The organism is Synechococcus sp. CS-1328 (genome assembly GCF_025128095.1).
GTDB lineage: Bacteria > Cyanobacteriota > Cyanobacteriia > PCC-6307 > Cyanobiaceae > CBW1002.
The window spans coordinates 18,598-37,431 of the sequence record NZ_JAHLYT010000071.1 but is presented as its reverse complement, the minus strand read 5'-3'; the positions used below and the strand labels follow the sequence as shown (position 1 = coordinate 37,431).

General features: G+C 57.3%; 12 protein-coding genes. 7 read left to right on the top strand and 5 right to left on the bottom strand.

All coding sequences use genetic code 11. From position 1 onward, the window contains the following. Nucleotides 1-78: 78 nt before the first annotated feature. The 3 genes from KQ310_RS13585 to KQ310_RS13575 all read left to right on the top strand — a co-directional run bounded on the left by KQ310_RS13585 (nucleotide 79) and on the right by KQ310_RS13575 (nucleotide 4,507). A complete protein-coding gene (locus KQ310_RS13585) occupies nucleotides 79-2,535 on the top strand; it encodes a type II CAAX prenyl endopeptidase Rce1 family protein (RefSeq protein ID WP_259722270.1) in 2,457 nt (818 codons plus the stop codon). Further along, complete coding sequence (locus tag KQ310_RS13580; protein ID WP_259722269.1) at nucleotides 2,532-4,115, top strand: diguanylate cyclase; 1,584 nt, start codon at nucleotides 2,532-2,534, stop codon at nucleotides 4,113-4,115. The genes KQ310_RS13585 and KQ310_RS13580 overlap by 4 nt, the downstream gene beginning before the upstream one ends. 68 nt (nucleotides 4,116-4,183) lie before the next feature. Beyond that, entirely contained in the window at nucleotides 4,184-4,507 is a 324-nt protein-coding gene (locus tag KQ310_RS13575; RefSeq protein ID WP_259722268.1) for an STAS domain-containing protein, read from the top strand. 5 nt (nucleotides 4,508-4,512) lie between these two features. Here the strand turns inward: KQ310_RS13575 and KQ310_RS13570 are convergent, their stop codons facing one another. The 5 genes from KQ310_RS13570 to KQ310_RS13550 all read right to left on the bottom strand — a co-directional run bounded on the left by KQ310_RS13570 (nucleotide 4,513) and on the right by KQ310_RS13550 (nucleotide 12,425). Further along, nucleotides 4,513-5,691 (bottom strand): SpoIIE family protein phosphatase, encoded by a 1,179-nt coding sequence (locus tag KQ310_RS13570; protein ID WP_259722267.1) that lies wholly within the window; start codon nucleotides 5,689-5,691, stop codon nucleotides 4,513-4,515. Nucleotides 5,692-5,722: 31 nt separating this feature from the next. Next, the gene (locus KQ310_RS13565) at nucleotides 5,723-8,275 is read right to left on the bottom strand and encodes an ATP-binding protein (RefSeq protein ID WP_259722266.1); all 2,553 of its coding nucleotides are present in this window, start codon (nucleotides 8,273-8,275) and stop codon (nucleotides 5,723-5,725) included. A gap of 253 nt (nucleotides 8,276-8,528) precedes the next feature. After that, the gene (locus tag KQ310_RS13560) at nucleotides 8,529-9,851 is read right to left on the bottom strand and encodes an O-antigen ligase domain-containing protein (protein ID WP_259722265.1); all 1,323 of its coding nucleotides are present in this window, start codon (nucleotides 9,849-9,851) and stop codon (nucleotides 8,529-8,531) included. 13 nt (nucleotides 9,852-9,864) lie between these two features. Beyond that, complete coding sequence (locus KQ310_RS13555; protein ID WP_259722264.1) at nucleotides 9,865-11,325, bottom strand: hypothetical protein; 1,461 nt, start codon at nucleotides 11,323-11,325, stop codon at nucleotides 9,865-9,867. 56 nt (nucleotides 11,326-11,381) lie between these two features. Next, nucleotides 11,382-12,425: a polysaccharide biosynthesis/export family protein gene (locus KQ310_RS13550; RefSeq protein WP_259722263.1), complete on the bottom strand. Its 1,044-nt coding sequence runs from the start codon at nucleotides 12,423-12,425 to the stop codon at nucleotides 11,382-11,384. Nucleotides 12,426-12,725: 300 nt separating this feature from the next. Here KQ310_RS13550 and KQ310_RS13545 point away from each other — a divergent pair, with 300 nt between their 5' ends. The 4 genes from KQ310_RS13545 to KQ310_RS13530 all read left to right on the top strand — a co-directional run bounded on the left by KQ310_RS13545 (nucleotide 12,726) and on the right by KQ310_RS13530 (nucleotide 18,781). Beyond that, the gene (locus KQ310_RS13545; protein WP_259722262.1) at nucleotides 12,726-13,817 is read left to right on the top strand and encodes a polysaccharide pyruvyl transferase family protein; all 1,092 of its coding nucleotides are present in this window, start codon (nucleotides 12,726-12,728) and stop codon (nucleotides 13,815-13,817) included. Nucleotides 13,818-14,580: 763 nt separating this feature from the next. Then, on the top strand, nucleotides 14,581-15,852 hold the full coding sequence (locus KQ310_RS13540; RefSeq protein WP_259722261.1) for a lipopolysaccharide biosynthesis protein: 1,272 nt from the start codon (nucleotides 14,581-14,583) through the stop codon (nucleotides 15,850-15,852). A gap of 536 nt (nucleotides 15,853-16,388) precedes the next feature. Continuing rightward, nucleotides 16,389-17,297: a glycosyltransferase family 8 protein gene (locus tag KQ310_RS13535; protein ID WP_259722260.1), complete on the top strand. Its 909-nt coding sequence runs from the start codon at nucleotides 16,389-16,391 to the stop codon at nucleotides 17,295-17,297. A gap of 665 nt (nucleotides 17,298-17,962) precedes the next feature. After that, nucleotides 17,963-18,781, top strand: a complete 819-nt coding sequence (locus KQ310_RS13530; protein WP_259722259.1) for a glycosyltransferase family 2 protein — start codon at nucleotides 17,963-17,965, stop codon at nucleotides 18,779-18,781. Nucleotides 18,782-18,834 lie beyond the last annotated feature (53 nt).

Sequence of the window (18,834 nt, the reverse complement as noted above, 5' to 3'; positions counted from 1 at the left end):
ACCGGAGCACTGTGCATCGGCCTGGCGAGCTGGGCCGGCGACGGGCCTTCCCCAGATGGATCGCAACCACCGAGCGGTGTGTCCAGCTACGACCTGGCCCAGAAGGCACCGTTCAACCAGCCGGCCTTCCACCCGCTGGATCAACGGCCGGATCCGGAGCTGTACCGATCCAATGGCGACTGGATCGGTCGCCTGATCCTGCCGCAGGCCAGCGATGGCGCCGACAGCCGTGGCCCCGCCAGCCATGGGCCCGACCACGACTGGGTCTGGATCCAGCTGGAACAGGCCCCCGCCGCCTACCGCCAGCTGCAGGGCCAGACCCTGCGTCTGACCTGGCGGGACACTCCCCGGCTGCGGGCTCTGGTGGAGGCCGTCCGCACCGACATTCACCTGGGCGCAGCTGCCGATCAGGCCGAGGCCGCCGGCAATGTGGTGCCGCGCCGGCTGGATGGGCGCCGCCGGGTCGGTCCGCTGCAGAGCCTGGCGGGGGCGCGGCCCAACGACGATCTACAGGTGCGCCTGGAGCAGGTGGAGGTGGAGCCAGGGGCACCGCCAACCCTGACCATCGGCCGGCCACCGTTGCAGGTCACCGGTCGCTGGGTGGCGCTGGTGTGGATCGTGAAGCAGAGCGGGCCCAACGGCGAGCGCCTGCTCGTGCAGCATTTCAACCGCCACAGCGGCAGTTTTGATGGCCCCGAGCAGACCGTGCGCCTGCCCCAGCAACCCCGGGATCGCAACGGCCGCTGGCTGTCGACACCCCGGGGGCTGGCAAGCAGCCCGGCCGGTAGGGATGGCTGGTACCTCTACGGAGCCCCGGACGCCACCGGGCTGTTCACCGTGCAGGCCCTGGAGCCCCGCCAGCTGATCCTCCCCGGCGCCGATCAACAGGTGCCGGGCCTGAATGCGGGGCTGCGGTATCTGCGCGAGGGGAACTGGCTCCACACTCCGGAGCGGCGCGGCAGCCTCGGGCGGGTCCTGCTGCAAGGCTCATCTGATGCGATGGGTTTGGCGGCGGCCACGGGCGGGGCAACAGCCCCAGCTGGGGCAGAAGAAGGTGGCACACCCTGGACGATCGGCCGCCGGGCCCTGGTGCTCCACCTGTTCGGCGGCATCGGCGGCCCCGGCGGAGAAGCCAGGGGCAGCACCACGATCATGGGCCATTTTGCGCTGGGTGAGGCCAGCGTGGTGGAAGACCCCTTCACTGGCCAGCCGCGTCTGGCGATCCGCTACCACCAGATCTACGCCAACAACCCCAACGGCATCGTCGCCGGCACCCAGGACTGGTCGGCGTACATGGGCGATCTGCAACGGGGCTGGCTGGGCAGCCGGCCGGTCTCCGATGTGCTGATCCCCGAGGACACCTTCAGCGAGCTGCGCATCGGTGGCACCCGTTTGTCTCTGCTGGATGAACTGGGGCTTCAGGCGGAGGTGCTGATGGCCCGCTACCGCAGCGGCGATGGCACCGGCCTGTCCAGCGTCACCCCGGCCACCTCGTGCGTGCAGGACTCCAGCCAGGCGCTCTATGCCGCCCTGCGCCGGCTGCGCACCCAGGTGCAGGCGGATCCGGCCCTGCTCGCCTGGCTGAAGGCCCACCCCAACCACCCCAGCAGCCGAGCCTTCCGCCAGCAGCAGGAGCTGGCCGATGACCTGGATCGCTTGCTCACCCCCCTGGGGATGGCCCGTTCCGACTGGCAGGGCAATGCCGAGCGGGTGGAGGTGGCGATCAGTCGAGCTGGCCTCACCGGGGCCGAGGCCAGCTCGTTCCGGCGCGGTCAGTCGCCGGCCGACATCCTGCTGAGCTGGCGGTCGCTGCTGCCGCGCGGTGCCCACGACGCCATGGCCAGCCTGTTTCTGCGCCATGGCTCACCGCTGCTGCTGCTGCGCACCAACCAGTTGGCCGGCGGCGATCCCAGCCTCGAACCCCTGGCCCCGACCCTGTTGCTGGGCCAGATCCCGCCCCTGGCGACCCTGCTGGCCCGCACCGGCTCGGCCCTGCTCACCCCCCTCACGCCCGCGGGTGTGATGCTCACGGCGGGCCTGCTGGTGAGCTACGGCGCGGTGGCGCTGGCCTGCGGACGGCGGAATGGTTTCCTGCCCCGCCACTGGAGCTGGCCAAGGCTGCTGCCGGGGCTGGCCTCCAGCCTGGCCCTGCTGCCGATGCCGGCGATCGGCGAGGAACTGCTGTTCCGGGTGGCCCTGCTGCCCCAGCCCGACAGCGGCACCTCCCTTGCCACGGGACTGGCCTGGGGAGCTCTCTCCACCGGCCTGTTCGTGCTCTATCACCCCCTGGCGGCGGCCCTCTGGTATCCGGCGGCCCGGTGTGTGTTCAATGACGGCCGCTTCCTGAGCCAGTGCCTGGGGCTGGCCGTGGTCTGCCTGGTGGCCTTCGCCACCACCGGATCCCTGTGGCCACCGGTGCTGATCCACTGGCTGGCCGTGAGCCTGTGGCTGGGTCCGCTGGAGGGCCGCCTAATATTCATGGGCAGGCCTGTCGAGGCCACGGAAGCAGTCCCTGCCAAAGTGCGATCACGGTGAATCACGGCAGCTCCACAACCGCCGACCCTTCACCAGACGCGGGTGCCGACAGGCCGATTCCGATCCCGCCCGATGAAACCGGCCGCCTGCAGGCCCTGCGGCACTATCAGATCCTCGACCAGCCTCCCAGTGAGGCCTTCGATCAGATCACCCAGCTCACCAGCCAGCTGTTCGGCGTTCCGATCGCCGTGATCTCGCTGGTGGATGAGGATCGCCAGTGGTTTCTGTCGCGCACCGGACTGGAGGCGCGGCAGACGGACCGCCAGGTGGCCTTCTGCGCCCATGCCATCTGTGAAGCAGACGGACTGGTGGTGGAAGACGCCAGCCTCGATGAGCGCTTTCGTGATAACCCACTCGTCCGGGATGACCCCTCGATCCGCTTCTATGCCGGAGCCCTTCTCACCACCGCTGACGGTCACAACCTCGGCACCCTGTGTGTGATCGATCGCAAACCACGCCAGTTCAAGGCCGCCGAACGCACCCTGCTGCGCAATCTGGCCCAGATGGTGATGGAGCAGCTCGAACAGCACCGCCGTCAGGTGGAGACCCTGCCGGAACATGAGCGGCAGCTCTTCCAGTTCCTCAGAACCGGCAGCAACGAATTCGAGCGCTCCCGCCGCTTCCAACGCCCGTTGTCGTTGCTGCAGCTGAGCCTCAGCCAACCACTACTGCAGGAGGCCCTGCGCCGGCAGGTGGTCGCCAGTCTTCAGCAGGAACTGCGCGACCACGATCGGGTGGCGTCGCCAGCGGCCGACCAGTTCTGCGTGCTGCTGATCGAAACCGACGCCAACGAAGCCGGGCCCGTGGGAGAACGGCTGCGTGGTCTGGTGTCAACAGCCGTTACCCCAACCGTGGCAGCCACAATGGCGACGATCACTGCGGCTGACCACAACTTCAACGAGCTCTGGGATCGGTCCCTGGTGCTACTGAGCCAGGAACCGGAAGCAGCACCGCCAGAGCCGGTGGCCGAGCCAGCCGTCGCTGGTTCCGCTCCAGTTCAGAGCAGTCTCCAGTCTCTGGCCAGAGTGATGGCACGCCAGGTGGATCCCGCCTCCGGCACTCACCAGCAGGGACCGCGCGCTGTACTGGGCCGGCAGGGATTCTTCGATGCGGGTCAACACGAATACGAGCGGGCCAGGCGGTTCTGTCGCCCACTGTCCCTGCTGCTGCTGGACCTCGACCACATGGCACTGCTGAATGAACAGTGGGGCCGCGCCAGCGGCGACAGCGTGATCGCCACCGTGGCCCAGCTGATTCGGGAGGAACTGCGCGACCAGGATCTGCTCAGCCAGCTCGGGGGTGACAGCTTTGGCGTGCTGATGATGGAAACGGGAGCACAGGGGGCGGCGCAGCTGGCTGAGCGCATCCGCGAGTGCATCGCCTCCAACAACTTTCACGCCAGCGGCTTGCCCATCTTCGTGACGGCAAGCGGAGGCTTCACGTCCATCGCCGACACAGACACCGGCTTCGCCGATCTCTTCTCCCGGGCGGAAGCCTCCCTGACGCTGGCCAAACAGACCGGCCGCAACCGCATCAAGTTGAACGGCCGGCCTTCCAGCCGTGTCGAGCGCTGGCGCTGATGCCGTCGTTCACCGGGATCCCCCCTACGCTCCTGCACACATCCATCCCGCCTTCGCCGATCGTCCCCATGAGCCCTGTGCAAGTTCTCTCCCCCACCGGCATCCTCAATGGCGAGTTCGGCGAAATGCTTCAGGAGCAGATCCGCACGGCCCTCGAGACCACCAGCCAGCCCTTGCTGGTTGATTGCAGCGCGCTCACCTTCATGGACAGCAGTGGCTTCGGCCATCTTGTGGTGGCGCTGAAACTGGCTCGGCAGCAGCAACGTGATCTCTTCCTCAGCGGGCTCTGCACCCAGCTCCTGATGGTGCTGCAGCTCACCGGCACCGACAAGGTGTTCCGGATTTTCGAATCACGTCAGGAGTGCGAAGACTCCCTGGACGCCGCCACGTAGCAGAATCACGCAAAGGCAGCCTGCACGATCGAACAATCGTCGTTGAACTGACCCTTGCTGGCGATGCCTCGCAGGGCAGCGATCAACACTTCGATCGAATCGGGATGCTCCTTCTGCAACTGCGACGCCAGACCAACGAAGCCATCCAGGGTCCAGACGCTGCCATCGTTGCAGGGCAGTTCGTAAACACCATCGCTATAGAGCAACAGACTGCTGTGGGCAGGGACTTCGAACACACTGGCGGAGTAATCGGCATCCTCAAACAGTCCAATTGCCATTCCCCCGGTTGTCAGGCGCGACACCGTGAGTGATCGATCCGCGGCGGGCGAGAAGCAAAGCGCGGGGGGATGACCGCCACTGGCATAGGTGAGCTGGCGTGAAGGAGCGTGGTAGATCCCGCACCACATGGTGAAGTACTGGGAGTTCTGCTTCTCCATCTGGAACATGCCATTCAGCGTGGTGAGCAACAACGCTGGATCCAGAAGGGTGGAGCGAGAGATGGCCGTGGAGCGCAGCAGATTGTGGACTGAGATCGAGGTCAGGGCCGCCGACAGCCCATGGCCGCTCACATCAAGCAGATACAGGAGCAGATGATCGGCATCGAGCCAGTAATAGTCATAGCAGTCGCCACCCAACTGGGTGGAGGGCAGATAGAGCGATTGAATCCGGGGAGAGCCAGCGAGGATGCCGGGAAGCAGGGAATTCACATAGGCAGCCGCCTGGGCCAGTTCGGCATTGAGGTGATCGGTCTGCCGCTGCAGTCGCTCCAGCAGGAGGCGTTGTCGCTCGTTGGCCCGCACCAGCCGAACAGCCGAACGCACACGGGCCAGCAGCTCATCGGGCGCCACCGGCTTGGAGAGAAAATCATCGGCCCCGGCATCGAGTCCGGTCACCCGGTCTTCCAGGCTGGATCGGGAGGTGAGCAGGCAGAAGAAGGTGTCCTGCGAGCCAGGCGTCGACTTAATCCGGTGGCAGATCTCAAGACCGTCCATCGGTTGCATCTGCCAGTCGCAGATCACAATCTGGGGTTGATTCCGAGCAACCTGCTCAAGTCCATCAGCGCCACTCGGGCTGGTGAACACCGTATAACCCGCCGAATTCAGAACCTTCTCCATCACCCGAAGGATCAGACGATCATCATCGATCAACAGAATCCGGAGTGGAACGTCAGAATCCTGCGTCATAATTCAAGCCGAATCTGAGGAATCATCAGCCTCATGGATCGCACGCCGTACGGATCGCACGCAGTTCAGCCATCACCTTCCCCGCTTCCTCCAGCAGGGCCGGCACCAGGGCGAAAGCCGCTGCAGTGTCACCATCGCGCGCCCGCTCCTCAATATCACGGCAGAACTGAGCCAGGACCACCGCGCCGAGCGTCGCGCTCGGAGAACGCAGGGCGTGACACGCCTCAGACAGCGCCGCGGCATTCTGCTGACTGGATGCGGCCGTCAGCCGGCCAAGAATCTGCAAGCTGTCCTCCAGGAACATATCGACCAGTTCCGCGGGGCTGTCGCCCGTGAGATCGAGCAGCTGCTGCCAGGTGGCTGCATCGAGGCAGGAGGAAGACGGTGTGGTCATCGGTTGATAGCGCTCCAGAACAGTCTTGAGCCCGTCGAGGGTCATCGGCTTGCTGATGTAATCATTCATGCCTGCCTCCAGACAGGCCTGGCGATCCTCCTCGCGGGCATGGGCCGTCATGGCGATGATCCAGGGCTGAAAGGAGAGGCTGGAGCTACCGCGAATGCGACGACTGGCCTCCAGTCCATCCAGTACCGGCATCTGCACATCCATCAGCACCACGTCGTAGGGGTCCCGGTCCACAGCCTCAAGGGCTTCCTGCCCATTGTTGACGATCGCAGCCTCGTAGCCGAGATGGGTCAGCATCCTGGCAACCAGTTTCTGGTTGACAAGGATGTCGTCCACCAGCAGAAGGCGCAGGGGCCGTCGATCGGCCAGCCGCTCGACCGAGGCCGGAGCTGGCGGTCCAGGCAGCGGATCCGCCAACCCTGGCGGCCAAGCACTGGAGGGGTGGAGCGTCACGGCTGTCGCCAGCAGCTGGCGCAGCATGTTGGCCAGTTGATAGAAGCGGCAGGGCTTGGGCAGCAGGAAGGTATGCGGATCGACCAGCGAGCGCAGCTCCCCCAGGCCGCTGCGACGGGATGTGAGCAGGATCAGCGGCAACGACTCAGCACCCCTGAGCTGACGGAACTGCGCCATCAGCGTGGTGGGAGCGGCTTCGGAGAGATCCAGTGCGTCGTCCAGAACCACAAACCGAAACGGAGCACCAGACGCCAGGGGTTCGGCAATCTCGATGAGGGAGCGAGCCACCAGAGTCTCCACACCGAGGCTGCCCAGTTGATCCTCAAGGGCCAGTAGCTGACTGCGATTGGTAGAGACCAGCAACCCACGGGTGCCCGCAGGCAAGGTGGTTTCCCAGGCTGCTGCCTGACAGGCCGACTCATCCACCTCGGCTTCGATCGTGAAGCAGAAGCTGGAGCCCTCGCCGGGGGTACTGCTCACCGTGATGTCACCACCCATGCACTCGCACAGGCGCTTGCAGATCACCAGTCCGAGGCCGGTACCGCCGAAGCGGCGGGTCATCGATGCATCGGCCTGCACGAACGGCTGGAACAGCATGGGCAACTGTTCAACGGCAATACCAATTCCCGTGTCCACGATCAAGAACCGCAGCCGCACGCGGGAACGGAAGGGGAGCTGAAGTTTGTCGGGGAGGGCCAGCACCGACACCTGAACGCGCACATCACCTCGCTGTGTGAACTTCACGGCATTACTCACCAGGTTGGTGAGGATCTGACGCAAGCGCACCGCATCGCCAAGGATGTGGGAGGGAACACCAGAATCCAGGCAATAGGTGAGAGTGTTGTGCTTGCGAGCAGCCTCATCGGCCAGAAGATCCAGCACGTCTTCAATGCAGGAGCGCAGCTCAAAGATGCGGTGCTCAAGATCCAGCTTGCCGGATTCAATCTTGGAGAAACAGAGAATATCGTTGATGATCGTCAACAGAGCCTGGCCACTGCTGCGAATCGTCTGCACGGAATCAAGCTGCTCCTCATCCAGGCAACTGCAGAGCAGCAGGTCAGTCATGCCGATGATGCCGTTCATCGGCGTGCGGATCTCATGGCTCATTGCCGCCAGAAAGGCATCCTTCGCCTGGCTGGCCAGCTCCGCCGTCTGCCGAGCGTCAGTCAGCTCGGCATTGCGTTGCTGCAGGGCATCGATGGCATCCCGGTCATGGCAGATCAGCGCGTGGTGCTCTACCGCAAGCGAAAGAAGGGAGGCCCGTTCCTGGATCAGGGAGCGCTCCAGAGCCGACCAGGGAGAGGAATGGAGCTGTTTCCTGCCTGCGAGCAACGCGCCCCAGATGCCATCGTGATGCCGGATCGGCGCGAGCAGAGCATCGGTGATCCCTACCGCCAGCCAGACCCCCTGCTGATCCGCTGGTAACTGCGCAAGGGTCAGAGGGAGACACGTCTCCGGGGGCTGAAGATCCAGAACGGCTCCGAGGTCGAGACTGCCCAGTGGTAGGGGAGCATCGTTTCGGGGCAGGCTCGACAGAAGCTCCCATCCGCCCGCTGGCTTGGCCGTGAGCACAGCAAACAGAACCTCAGGCAGGAGAGCAACCAGTTGCTGAAGGACCACCTCAGCGATGTGGGAGGGATCCATTCCCTGCCGGATCAGATCGGGAATGGACGCATCGCGCCAGTGCTCAAGACGCTCTATCCGTGGAAGGCCTGCTCCAGAGGTCATGGTCCCCAGCCAGCATCGCAGAGGCAGAGAGAACCAGGCCCTTCGACCGATCGCAGGGTGTGTTCAGACGAACAGATCAAAGGAAGCAACAGGGCGGGGATCCATCGCGCTTCAGGAGGGACACCGAAAGGAAAGGCCAAACCCGAGGTGGAATGCAGAGCCAAGGCAGCGGAGCCATTCCCTCCTCCCGGACGCAACAATGCAGAACCGGATAGGTGCCTGGGCAGATTCTGCACAGAGCAGGAAACCAGCATCAGGAGACAATCGTAGCTCGTGGCATGGGCTTCTCCTGGAGCGCCATACCCATGATAAGCATTCCCGGCCAATACAGGTACACCAGAATCTCGAGGTTCTCACCAAATGTATACATAAATAAAATAATGATCATTCCCAGTCCGGCCGAGCCAAGTTGGTAGCGAGGACTGGCCGCTCGACGAAAAAGATCAAGAGCCGTAGCCAGCATGGGAACAGCCAGAGCAACAAAGCCCACGATTCCTTTCACGAACAGAACTCCAGCCCAGGTGTGATGCGAGCCGATTGCCATGTACTCCACAAGGTGCGGGCCTCCCTCCACAACTCCATGCCCCCAGATCGGCGCTTCTGTCTCCCAGCGGTGGAAGGCGATTCGTTTCAACGCGAAACGAACCCGGGTGGAGCCAGCCCTGGCACCCTTGAAACCTTCCCAGTAATCACTGATCGCAGTGAGAATGGAAGTAGCAAAGATTCCCCCGAGATAGGAAACAACACCCAAAGAAATGAGCATGAATGGCTGGCGAAGCCTGCCAATAATAAAAGTAGCGGAGGGAATCAGAATGATGGCGAGCTGGGCAAGACGCGACTTGCAGACGAAAGCCATCAGAATGGAACCAATGATGCCGAGGATTTTCCATTTTCGATCCTTTTCCAGCAGGCATATAGTAAAGTTCACATTTCCAACGAACCCAAGCGCCGGACCCCATGGAGCAAATAGCCTCCAACGGAGATCACCAGTACTGCCATCAATCTCATAAAGGGGCACGTCAAAGAACTCATTGCCAGGACCTCCTACAGCTCTCAAAGGAGAAACATAAAGCACCTCGGGCAGATGGAGATTGGGAGTAATCAAAAGCACCGGCATGATGAGGAGGGTGTGGAACCCCACGATGCAGATTGCTCGCGTAGGGATGCTGCTCCGGATCGGCAGCGCTCCGGCCAGGGGATAAAGGGCAAGAGCCGCCCAGCCCTTGGCCCAACCAATCGTAGATTTGATGATCGCGCCAGTTCCCAGATTGAAATTTACGTGCCCTGCAATCAGGGCAACCTGCATAATTATCATCCCGATGATCCAAAGCCAGATCACTGGAGAAATCGAAATCTCCTCGTTCTCCTCTGGGTGATCCATGCGAGCGAGGATCTTGATCAACAAGCAAACAAGGAGGAGCCAGCAGAGAACGGACCCGACGACATACAGGCCACCGATGATCCAGATCGGGAATGTACAGATGATGGACCACCAAACCAGGCGCTCAGGCCAGTTCTGGGGCTGAAGATCGTCTTCAGACTGAAAGACCTTTGAAAGAATTGTTTTTAATCCCAAGACAGCCTCCTCGCTAAGTAGAGATCCATTTCGAAACTCTCTTGATCCAGGGCTTACGAATCCATAGGATCCAAAGTCCTGCGGTGGTCAGGATGGAGCCGAAAGCTGAACCGGCTAAAACCAGTGTTTTCTTTGGCGAAGTAGCCTTCTCCGGGAGGCTTGGCTCCACAGCAATCTGAACCAGTGGAAAAGCCGCAAAGATATTAGCTTGGCCAAGATCGAGTTTGGCTAGCGTGGAAGCGAAGACTGCTTCTGCGATCTGTTCATTTCGTTTCAGGTTTTCCAGGGTAGATTGCCTCTGCGTCATCCACCTCAATCGCCCTTCCAAGGAATTAATCTGCTGGTCGAGTTTGCGAACCTGAGATGCAGCACCTGAAGCGTCTGACTGGTAATTCACCAAGTTCTGGAAAAGGGAATCACGTCCCGAAGTGGTCCCTGCCAATGCCAAGCGGATGAGGGTTCTGGCAGATGCAGGGCGACCCAGCAAAACGATGGCACGCTGGTCCATTGCTTTCTTGGCAGCATCCTGGCGCTTGATCTCTTTGAGAATGCGGGGGTTATTACGACCAAACTTAGAAAGTTGTACTTTCAGGATAGCAGTAGCTTCACTATAGTCTTTTAACGTCTGCTGAAAAATCTGATCCACCTGTAGCTTGAAGGCATCGGCAGCCTCAGATGGAGAGAGCCCCAGGTTGCTGCTCAATTTCTGCAAGCGGCTCTCGGCCTGGGCTTGCTGAGCCGCAAGTTCAGCCCTTTGCTTGCGAAGTTGTTCAATGTTAGCCGATAGAGATTCCACCTGTTCTATAGACGTAAGACCAGACTGACGCTTGTATTCCGATACTTTTTTCTGGGCATCTTCAAGCTTGCGTTGAGTTTCAAGCAGAATCTTTTGTGTTGGAACTTGCCGCTGATCAATCTCACTCGCCCGTAACTCACTGAGGCGCTCCACCAAGGCCTCATACAAGGCGTACGCACGTTTCCGTGCATCCTCAGGAGAGGGGCCGGTGACATCAATCTGCATCAGCGTGGTGTTATCAATATTCTTAATGCGGGGCTCAGCAAACTTCTCCTTAGGAATCTTGGCGATCTTGGCAGCTCGAGCCAAGACCTGCTCACTTACGAAAATATATTCATAGTTCGCACGTGGATCAAAAGTCGCCAAGCCAAGGGATTCACTGGATGCTGTGGCTTGCCCAATTTCAGGCAAGCTTAGCTTCACAGCATTTTCACTTCCAGGTAAAATCAAAGCCCAAGAGCTGGTATAAACAGGCTTTGTAAGCAAGAGATAGAGAATACTGGAGCTCCATATCAGGCCGTTCGTGCATGTGCTGACAAAGAGATAGCGGCTCCAGCGAAGCTTATCGGTACGACTCAGCCCTTGCCACCAGCCCTTGGGACTGGGAACCTTGAGACCGGGAATATTTCGAAACTGCTCCGTAAACAGGCGAGCTGCCTTGCGCAGAGGCTCCGGCACCGCCGGAACTCGCGGCTTAAATTGACGAATGAACTGAGCTGGATTCTTCACTAGACTTATGGCAGGATGCGGTCATAGATCAGTGCAGCAGGGGTCAGGAATTGAGTGATAATACCAAGAACAGCCTGAAAGTTTGTCACGCCGGAATCATAACAAGCAACTCCATCATCGGCCATGAGATAAGGGTTATTCTTGCTGTCCGTAGAATCACGAAGTACCTGCTCTATACCCCGCTCGAAAACAGTTGTCTTGCCAGTGGTTGTTTCCGTTCTCACCAAAACAGCTCGGCGTCGAGCGTTGGTAACCATCGTTCCACCAGCACAGTTCGCCGAGACAACCGCATGGGAGAAACGAGCCCCATAAGGAAACTTCTGAGCATCATTGCCAATTGCAGCAACAGAGTTGCCGGCCGCAGGAACCGTGAGGTTTGAAATATTGATATGAATCTCATTGGGAGTCACAACGGACGGTCGAACAATCATCGGGTTCACGACACCAGTGTCGGGAACAATCACTTGATCACCAGCAATGAGTGGAATATCATCAAATGGTTCACCCGTGAAGGCTCCAGTCAGGTCAATCCGTTGCTTGCGCGAACCTCGCTTCAATTCCACGGCTGTCACATCGGCGGTAGGAGTGATGCCACCCGCACGTCGAAGAGCCGTGGTCAGCATGCGATTCAGCGGAGCCTGTCCAGAGAGAGGGACAGGAGTTTGGGATTGCTCGGCGGGGCTCCATTCATTAATCAGAACGCGACCAGGCTGAAATGTGGATCCAGTGACAAAAACAGGCACAGGTGCCCACTGAACCACACTCAGGCTGACTCTCAGAAAAGCTGGTTGGAAAAATCCTTGTTGCACGAGGCTCTCATAGACGCGCTGCTGCAGCTGTTGAGGCTCAAGGCCGACAGCATAGATTCCCTTGGCATAGGGAAGCTCCAGCTCTCCGTTGAGATTAATTTCAAAGATTCCGCTGAACTCTTCTCCTTCCGGGATTGTGATTTTAACCCGATCCCCTGGCGAGATCGGTAGAGCCAAAGATTCTCCTGCAATGCAAAAAATGCAGAGAACTCCTACAAGCCAGACCAGGGTTTTCGACATGTGTGTCGACTTAGAAGGGTTTCCTTGATGGGAATTCTCAAAGAATCTTAGCGCATCTGATCTCGGCAAGCCAGGGGCTTGATCACTGCGCGAGAATGGCAAGTGATCAGTCAGCACCATCATGAATCTCATCGCCTGCAGGGTCCTGAGCAGGCCTCCCAGCAAGGCAACCCTCTAGCTTTTGTTTATCTATACAAAACTCTCGACAATTCGCATCGCAAAGGAGTCGGAATCATGGCAGGCTAGTATTGAAGGAGAATGGTCTGCTCACTGAACACCCATCATTGATGAAGATCTATCGTGCAAATCGGTCTGATCAACGCCTACAGCACTCTGAACTTAGGCGATGCTGCTATCTATAGCGCTTTTCGCAAGCTGTTGCCACAGGTTGAGCTGGTGGCCTGCGTGCAAGACAAGGTTCCTGATCCAAGCCTGGGGATCAACTTTCTAGATCAACGCCCCCGTGACTGTGCCGCCTACATCAGTGTGGGGGGTGATATCTTCAACAACTCCAGGGAATGGTTGGTTACCAAAGCATTCTTGCTGAATCTGGCTGAACTGCGTAGGAAGCCACTGCATACAATCCTTTTCGGACAGTCCATACCACGCTCCTGCCACGGGCTCAGCTTTTTCCTACTTCGCCAATGTCTGCTCAATCTAGCCGCTGTCTGCGTACGGGATTTAGAGAGCTATCAAAAGTTGCGCAAAGCCGGCGTTGATGCCCGCCTTTCCTATGACATTGCTTTTGTTCTGGAAGGCTCGGCATCAGCCAAAGAGACTGCAAAGAAAATACTCAGCCAAAAAGCCATAGATCCAGCCAAAACAGCTGTTTTTTCTGTACGTGGCTTCGATAGCATGTATAGCCACGACAATGCTCAGTTCATCGAGAGGATGACGCAACTTAGCCTAAAGTTGCAGGAGCAAGGATACCAACCACTGATCCTTATCCAGTCTCGTGCCTATGGAGCAGACAACGATCTTGATGTTGCTCAGGCAATCCAGCGCGGAGCGCCAGGGACGGAGATTTTTGATCCATTTCTGGACGATCAGAGTGTGCCAAGTTGGCAACTCGCCATGGCCCTGTTCTCCTTAGTGGATCTCGTGATCGCCGTTCGATTCCATACGGCTGTCCTATCCCTGGCAGCTGGCCGCGTACCCTTTCACCTTCATTATTCCAACAAGGGACGTGACCTCTGTCATCGGCTTGAGCTTCCAGGATGCGATTTAAGCCAGTTCAATCCTGCAACGGAAATGCCAACAATCCTGGCCTCTTCTGGACGCAGCTTCGATCACAGCACCATCCGCGAGCAGGTCAACAGCGACTTCCGGTGGTGCCTGGATCAGCTGCCTGGCAAGCAGCTGGCCAATGCGATCGCAGGGCGTCTCGCATGAGTCCAGCTCAGCCTCCTGAACGGAGTCAGGGCAGGGGCCTCCTCTGGGTAAAGCAGCTTACCTTCCACACGTGGGAGGAGTGCCGATGGGTGGGAAAGTCGTGTGGATGGGGAAGCCGGCATCTCTGTGTCAGGAGGCACCAAGATATGAGCCAAGAGAGATTAGCGTCTAAGCAACAAGCCAAGAATCACCTTGAAGATCCCCTCAACAGAGAACAATTTCACGATATAGAAAGATTTGAATTACTGATGAAGCAATCTTCATGCTGTTCACCAAGCCACAAGACTCAGAATTCAACTGTAGAAGCCAGTGGAGGCCCGACCGCAATGGCGCATGTACCACTGCATCATTCCATGTTTAGCTTAGGCAAATCATCAACATACAGGAGCAGAGAGCTGGCCGATTTTTCCATGCAGAATAGCGGCAGAATGCGGCGATTACTCCGACTCACGAGCAGCCATGTTCGACCCTCTGAGGTATCTCTGAACCTCACCATGGCAAGTGCTCACATGCCTCTTGACGACGATTGCATTTCGACAACGCCTCCCATCGAACAGGGTAAGCAAGAGACTGACCCACTAGGAATCCATGCCTTGTCTTGGGGAGTGGTGAAAATGAAGTCAGTAGAAGGCGCAATGGCAGCTGGTGCCATGCCCTTCACGTTCCGAACCAAAGCCCGTAGACATTCAGGTGGGTTCACGTGGGCACCTCATGATGACGACGTGCCACGACAACAATTCACTTGTCGGAGTGGAGAATATTGATGGGATTACTAAAGAGCCTCATTCCCAAAGATCGCTTCATCCGCAACATCGGATGGATGGGTGTTGGCGAATTGGGAATCCGTGTCTCCCGACTCCTGGCGACAGTCTTACTGGCAAGGCTCTTAACTCCCAGCGACTATGGATTAGCGGCCATTGTATTGATGACCAGCGAGTTCGTTCGTGTCTTTACTCGCAATGGTATTGGAGATAAGATTGTCCAGGCCGATGACGAAGAACTCAGTGAGGTGTGCCAGACAGCATGGAGCCTGAATTGGGTCATCGGGCTCAGCCTGTGCTTGATCCAGATTGCTGCCTCATTTGCAATCAGCAAAGTTTACAACGATTCAAGCCTGATCCTGCCGATCATATTGGTGAGCTTCAGCTATCTGATCTACCCGTTTGCAATGGTGCAAACAGCAATAGTGCGTCGTGAGAACAGGCTCAAGTTCTTCAGCCTGACCAACCTCGTCTCAGTGGTCACAGATAACCTCCTAACCGGCACTCTTGCTCTGCTGGGATGGGGAATGTGGGCCATTGTGCTACCCAAACTTCTGGTAGCCCCAGTCTGGGTAGCCATGATGCTGCGATTTGAACCATGGCGACCGGCACGACAGTTCACTCTGAAGCGCTGGTCTCATGTCATCAGCTTTGGGAGTCGCATCCTTGGGGTTGAATTGATGAATACATTTCGCGAGAGCGTGGACTATCTCTTGGTTGGTCGAATGATCAGTCTACAGGCACTTGGAGTGTACTATTTTGCATTCAACGCTGGCCTTGGTCTTAGCGTTAGCGTGATCAGCGCTCTTTCTGTTTCGCTCTATTCAGACTTCTGCGATGTGCGGAGCATTCCCGCGCAGCTAAATCAGAGATTCAACAAGAATCTCATCATAATTGCGAAAGTCATGGTGCCACTGGTTGTGCTTCAGTGCAGCTTGGCACCATTCTACGTTCCTATTGTCTTTGGGCATAAATGGGTCGACGCTGGAGCCATTCCAATCCTGATCCTGATTTGCATGTCCGCTTTATCGCGGCCCTTTGCCAATGCTGCATCGATGCTTTACCGGGCAGTAGGATTGCCACAAGTTGATCTCAATTGGAATATTGCCTTCACTGTTGCGTTAACCATAGCCATCATGATTGGGACGCGCTGGGGCATACTGGGAGTTGCAGTCGCTGTCGTCGCAGCCCATCTCACGCTTCAGCCAATCTATGTGCTGATGGCCAAGAATCTACTCAAAAAGACGCTCACGGAGGCAACAGCCTCAGCCTGAAGCAACTGATGCAATGATCCTTGAAAAGATCGGCTTTCCATTAGGACTCTGTTTCAACGACAGTCAGCCGACAAACCAAGTAAAGCAAGAATGGAAAGAGAGACAAGACTGCTCAAGAATCCATGAAACACAGTCTTCCACTCTCTGTAATCGCAACATCTAGTTGGGCGATGTGACACATCAAAGTCTTTGGATTTCCTCCAAGGATCAGGCGATCTTGCTGGTTCATTGGCGGATAGAACGAAGGCACCATGGAGCATAATGGTGATTACAAGAGGGCGGAATCATGCTGATCTCCGAGAGATTCCCACCTGGCTCTGAACAGGAACACATCCATTCTCGGAATCCTGTTGGCTTGTTATGACAGGCTCACTCGAGCCGAGGAGTGTTGCCACTCCACACACCGCCCTCGCAGTCCATGACACGGGCGGCGTGGGAATAGACACAAGTGGGTTCCTGAAGGATGAGTAAGCATTTTCCACCAATCGGCCTTGGTGACGAGCCTGAATCAGCGCGCTTAGCTAAGCTGAGGCAGCATGGCCATCAGAAGCTCAATGGTTAATATAGTTATCGTGGCGACAGCCAACTATGTATGGGGGGCAGCAGTCACCGTTCGCTCCGCGCTGGAAACCTGCAGCACAACTCTAAATGTCTACGTTATCAGCGTGGATTTGTCCTTAGAGGACAAACAGCAACTCACCAGCTCCTGGCAGACAACGAATCTCGGTATAGTTAAGTTCTTTGATTTTGATCTCGAGCAGTTAAGCGGTTTTCGAACCACTCTGCTCGTCAAGAGCAAGTCTCCCTATGCTCGGTTTTTCATTCCAGAATATTTAGATGGCATATCACGCTGTATCTACTTGGATACGGACTTGATAGTTTGTTCAGATTTAAACAGCCTGCAAGATCTTGATCTGCAGGGAAAATCCAGTGCCTGCGTGATTGACGGTGGTATTGGCACGCCAGATCAGCAACAGCGTCTGCGGGATAAACTTAAATTAGAGAATCCTCTTCGCTACTTTAACTCAGGAGTTATTGTGCTTGATCTTGATGCCTGGCGACAGCGCGAGATCCAGGCCAAGGCTTTGAGGGTGGCCGAAGAACAGCATGATTTGCTTGACCAAATGGATCAGGATGCGCTGAATATGGTGTTAGCCGATGACTGGCTAACTCTCGATCCGAAGTGGAACACTTCCAAGGGCAAAGCCGATCCTAGCTTCTCAGATGGAATTATCCATTTCTTGGGTAAAGTGAAGCCCTGGCATGCTGACTATGACGCCAACTTCAAAGATCAATGGTTTGAGATCTTGGATCGAACCACATTCGCTGGCCAGCGTCCTGCCAAACTCTTGGGGGTAGCAGCTGCTTATCAGAAGTTTGTGCGTTCTATCCCCACTTTCGAAATGATCCAAGGGAAGCTTCGGCGAATGATGCGTTCGACTTAAGACTTGATCAAGATGAAACAGGATGCCTAGAGGTTTCACCCCTCCCTTCTGATTCCTTGCCTTCCAATCTGGAGTTCTGGCATTGGGATTAGCCTTTGGTCGGCTGATTAATGCTACACGCAGAATATGACCAGGCAGAATCTGGTTGGGTATCAGCGCGCTCACGGATCTCCTTGCGGTAGATGGGTGAAACATATTGGGAGTCCACGCTGATATGTTGATTGTGATCATTCCTGTTCACAGTAAATCCTCTGTGATTCGCGGCGTACGAGCTGGATCAGGAGTCGTGGATAAAGAGCCAGGATGAGATGCTTCGATCTATGGCCCCGCATCGGCTCCAAGCCACTGCACTGATGAGCCCTGCCGCCCAACCAAGCCCTTGCTGAGTTCTCCAGCAAGGCGTTTAAAGGCAGGCAAGGAGGTAGCTCTTCGCTTATCCTCTGTCCATCGCAAGCAGGGATCTCCCAGACAAGCCGAAGATCAGCATCGACAGCAGCATCCCGTCTCTGGCGCACCAGAGCCCGGCAGTGAAAAACTCCCAGGATCCAGAGTCCAGTTCTCTGAATTATGAGATCATGGAACTGCCGGAATCCCCTTTGACCTGAGCACCATTTGCCTTCACGGATCACCCATTTACTTCTCTCCACACTGCCCCACCAGTGCCCGTGACAATCTACGCAATCTGTCTGATCAAGAATGAAGCAGATGTCATCGCAGACTGCTTGAAGCATGCTCTGCAATTCTGCGACAGGATCTTCATTCTCGATAACGGGAGCACAGACGGCACCTGGGAAATCGTGAATGATCTGGCCTCACGTCACGAGCAAATCGTGATTGAAGGGCAGATCACAGAGGTATTCCGAGATGGAATGCGCTCAATCATATACAACAAACACCACCGGGAACTATCGGATCAGGATTGGTGGCTGCGGCTGGATGCAGATGAATTCGTGGTGGGGGACCCACGGCCCGTGCTCGCAAAGGCAAACAACGAACATGCAGACTTCGTGACCGCATGGCAGCTGCAGTTCTACTACACGGATTCTGATTATAAGAACTGGGACATCGAGAAAGAGGTCCAGAACACGCCAATCACCGAGAGGCGCAGATTTTATTCAATCAACTGGAGGGAATACCGCTTCTTTCGTAATCAACGTGATTTGGCATGGGAGGAAGATGTTGCCCCTCAGTGGCCAAATGGATTGACAAAAGTTTGCTCAGAAAGAATCTTTAATCGGCACTACTCCTATCGAACACCCGATCAAATCAAGGCCAAACTGAAGTCGATTCTGGGGCATGCGCAGTTCAAACACGTCGGCTCAGGGGACTGGAAGAGCAGGATCTTTCCGTCGAAAGGGCTTCATTCCTACCAGGAAGGGGTGCCCCCAAAGCTGAACCAGTTCAATTATTACCGTAAGCGCTTCCGCATGGTTCGAATCACACTCTGCGGCCGCTTGAAGCGCCTCCTGCATAGGTTTTCCTGAGCATCTGTGGCAATACAAACCATTCGAATTCAGGACAAGCACTCAGATCGGAC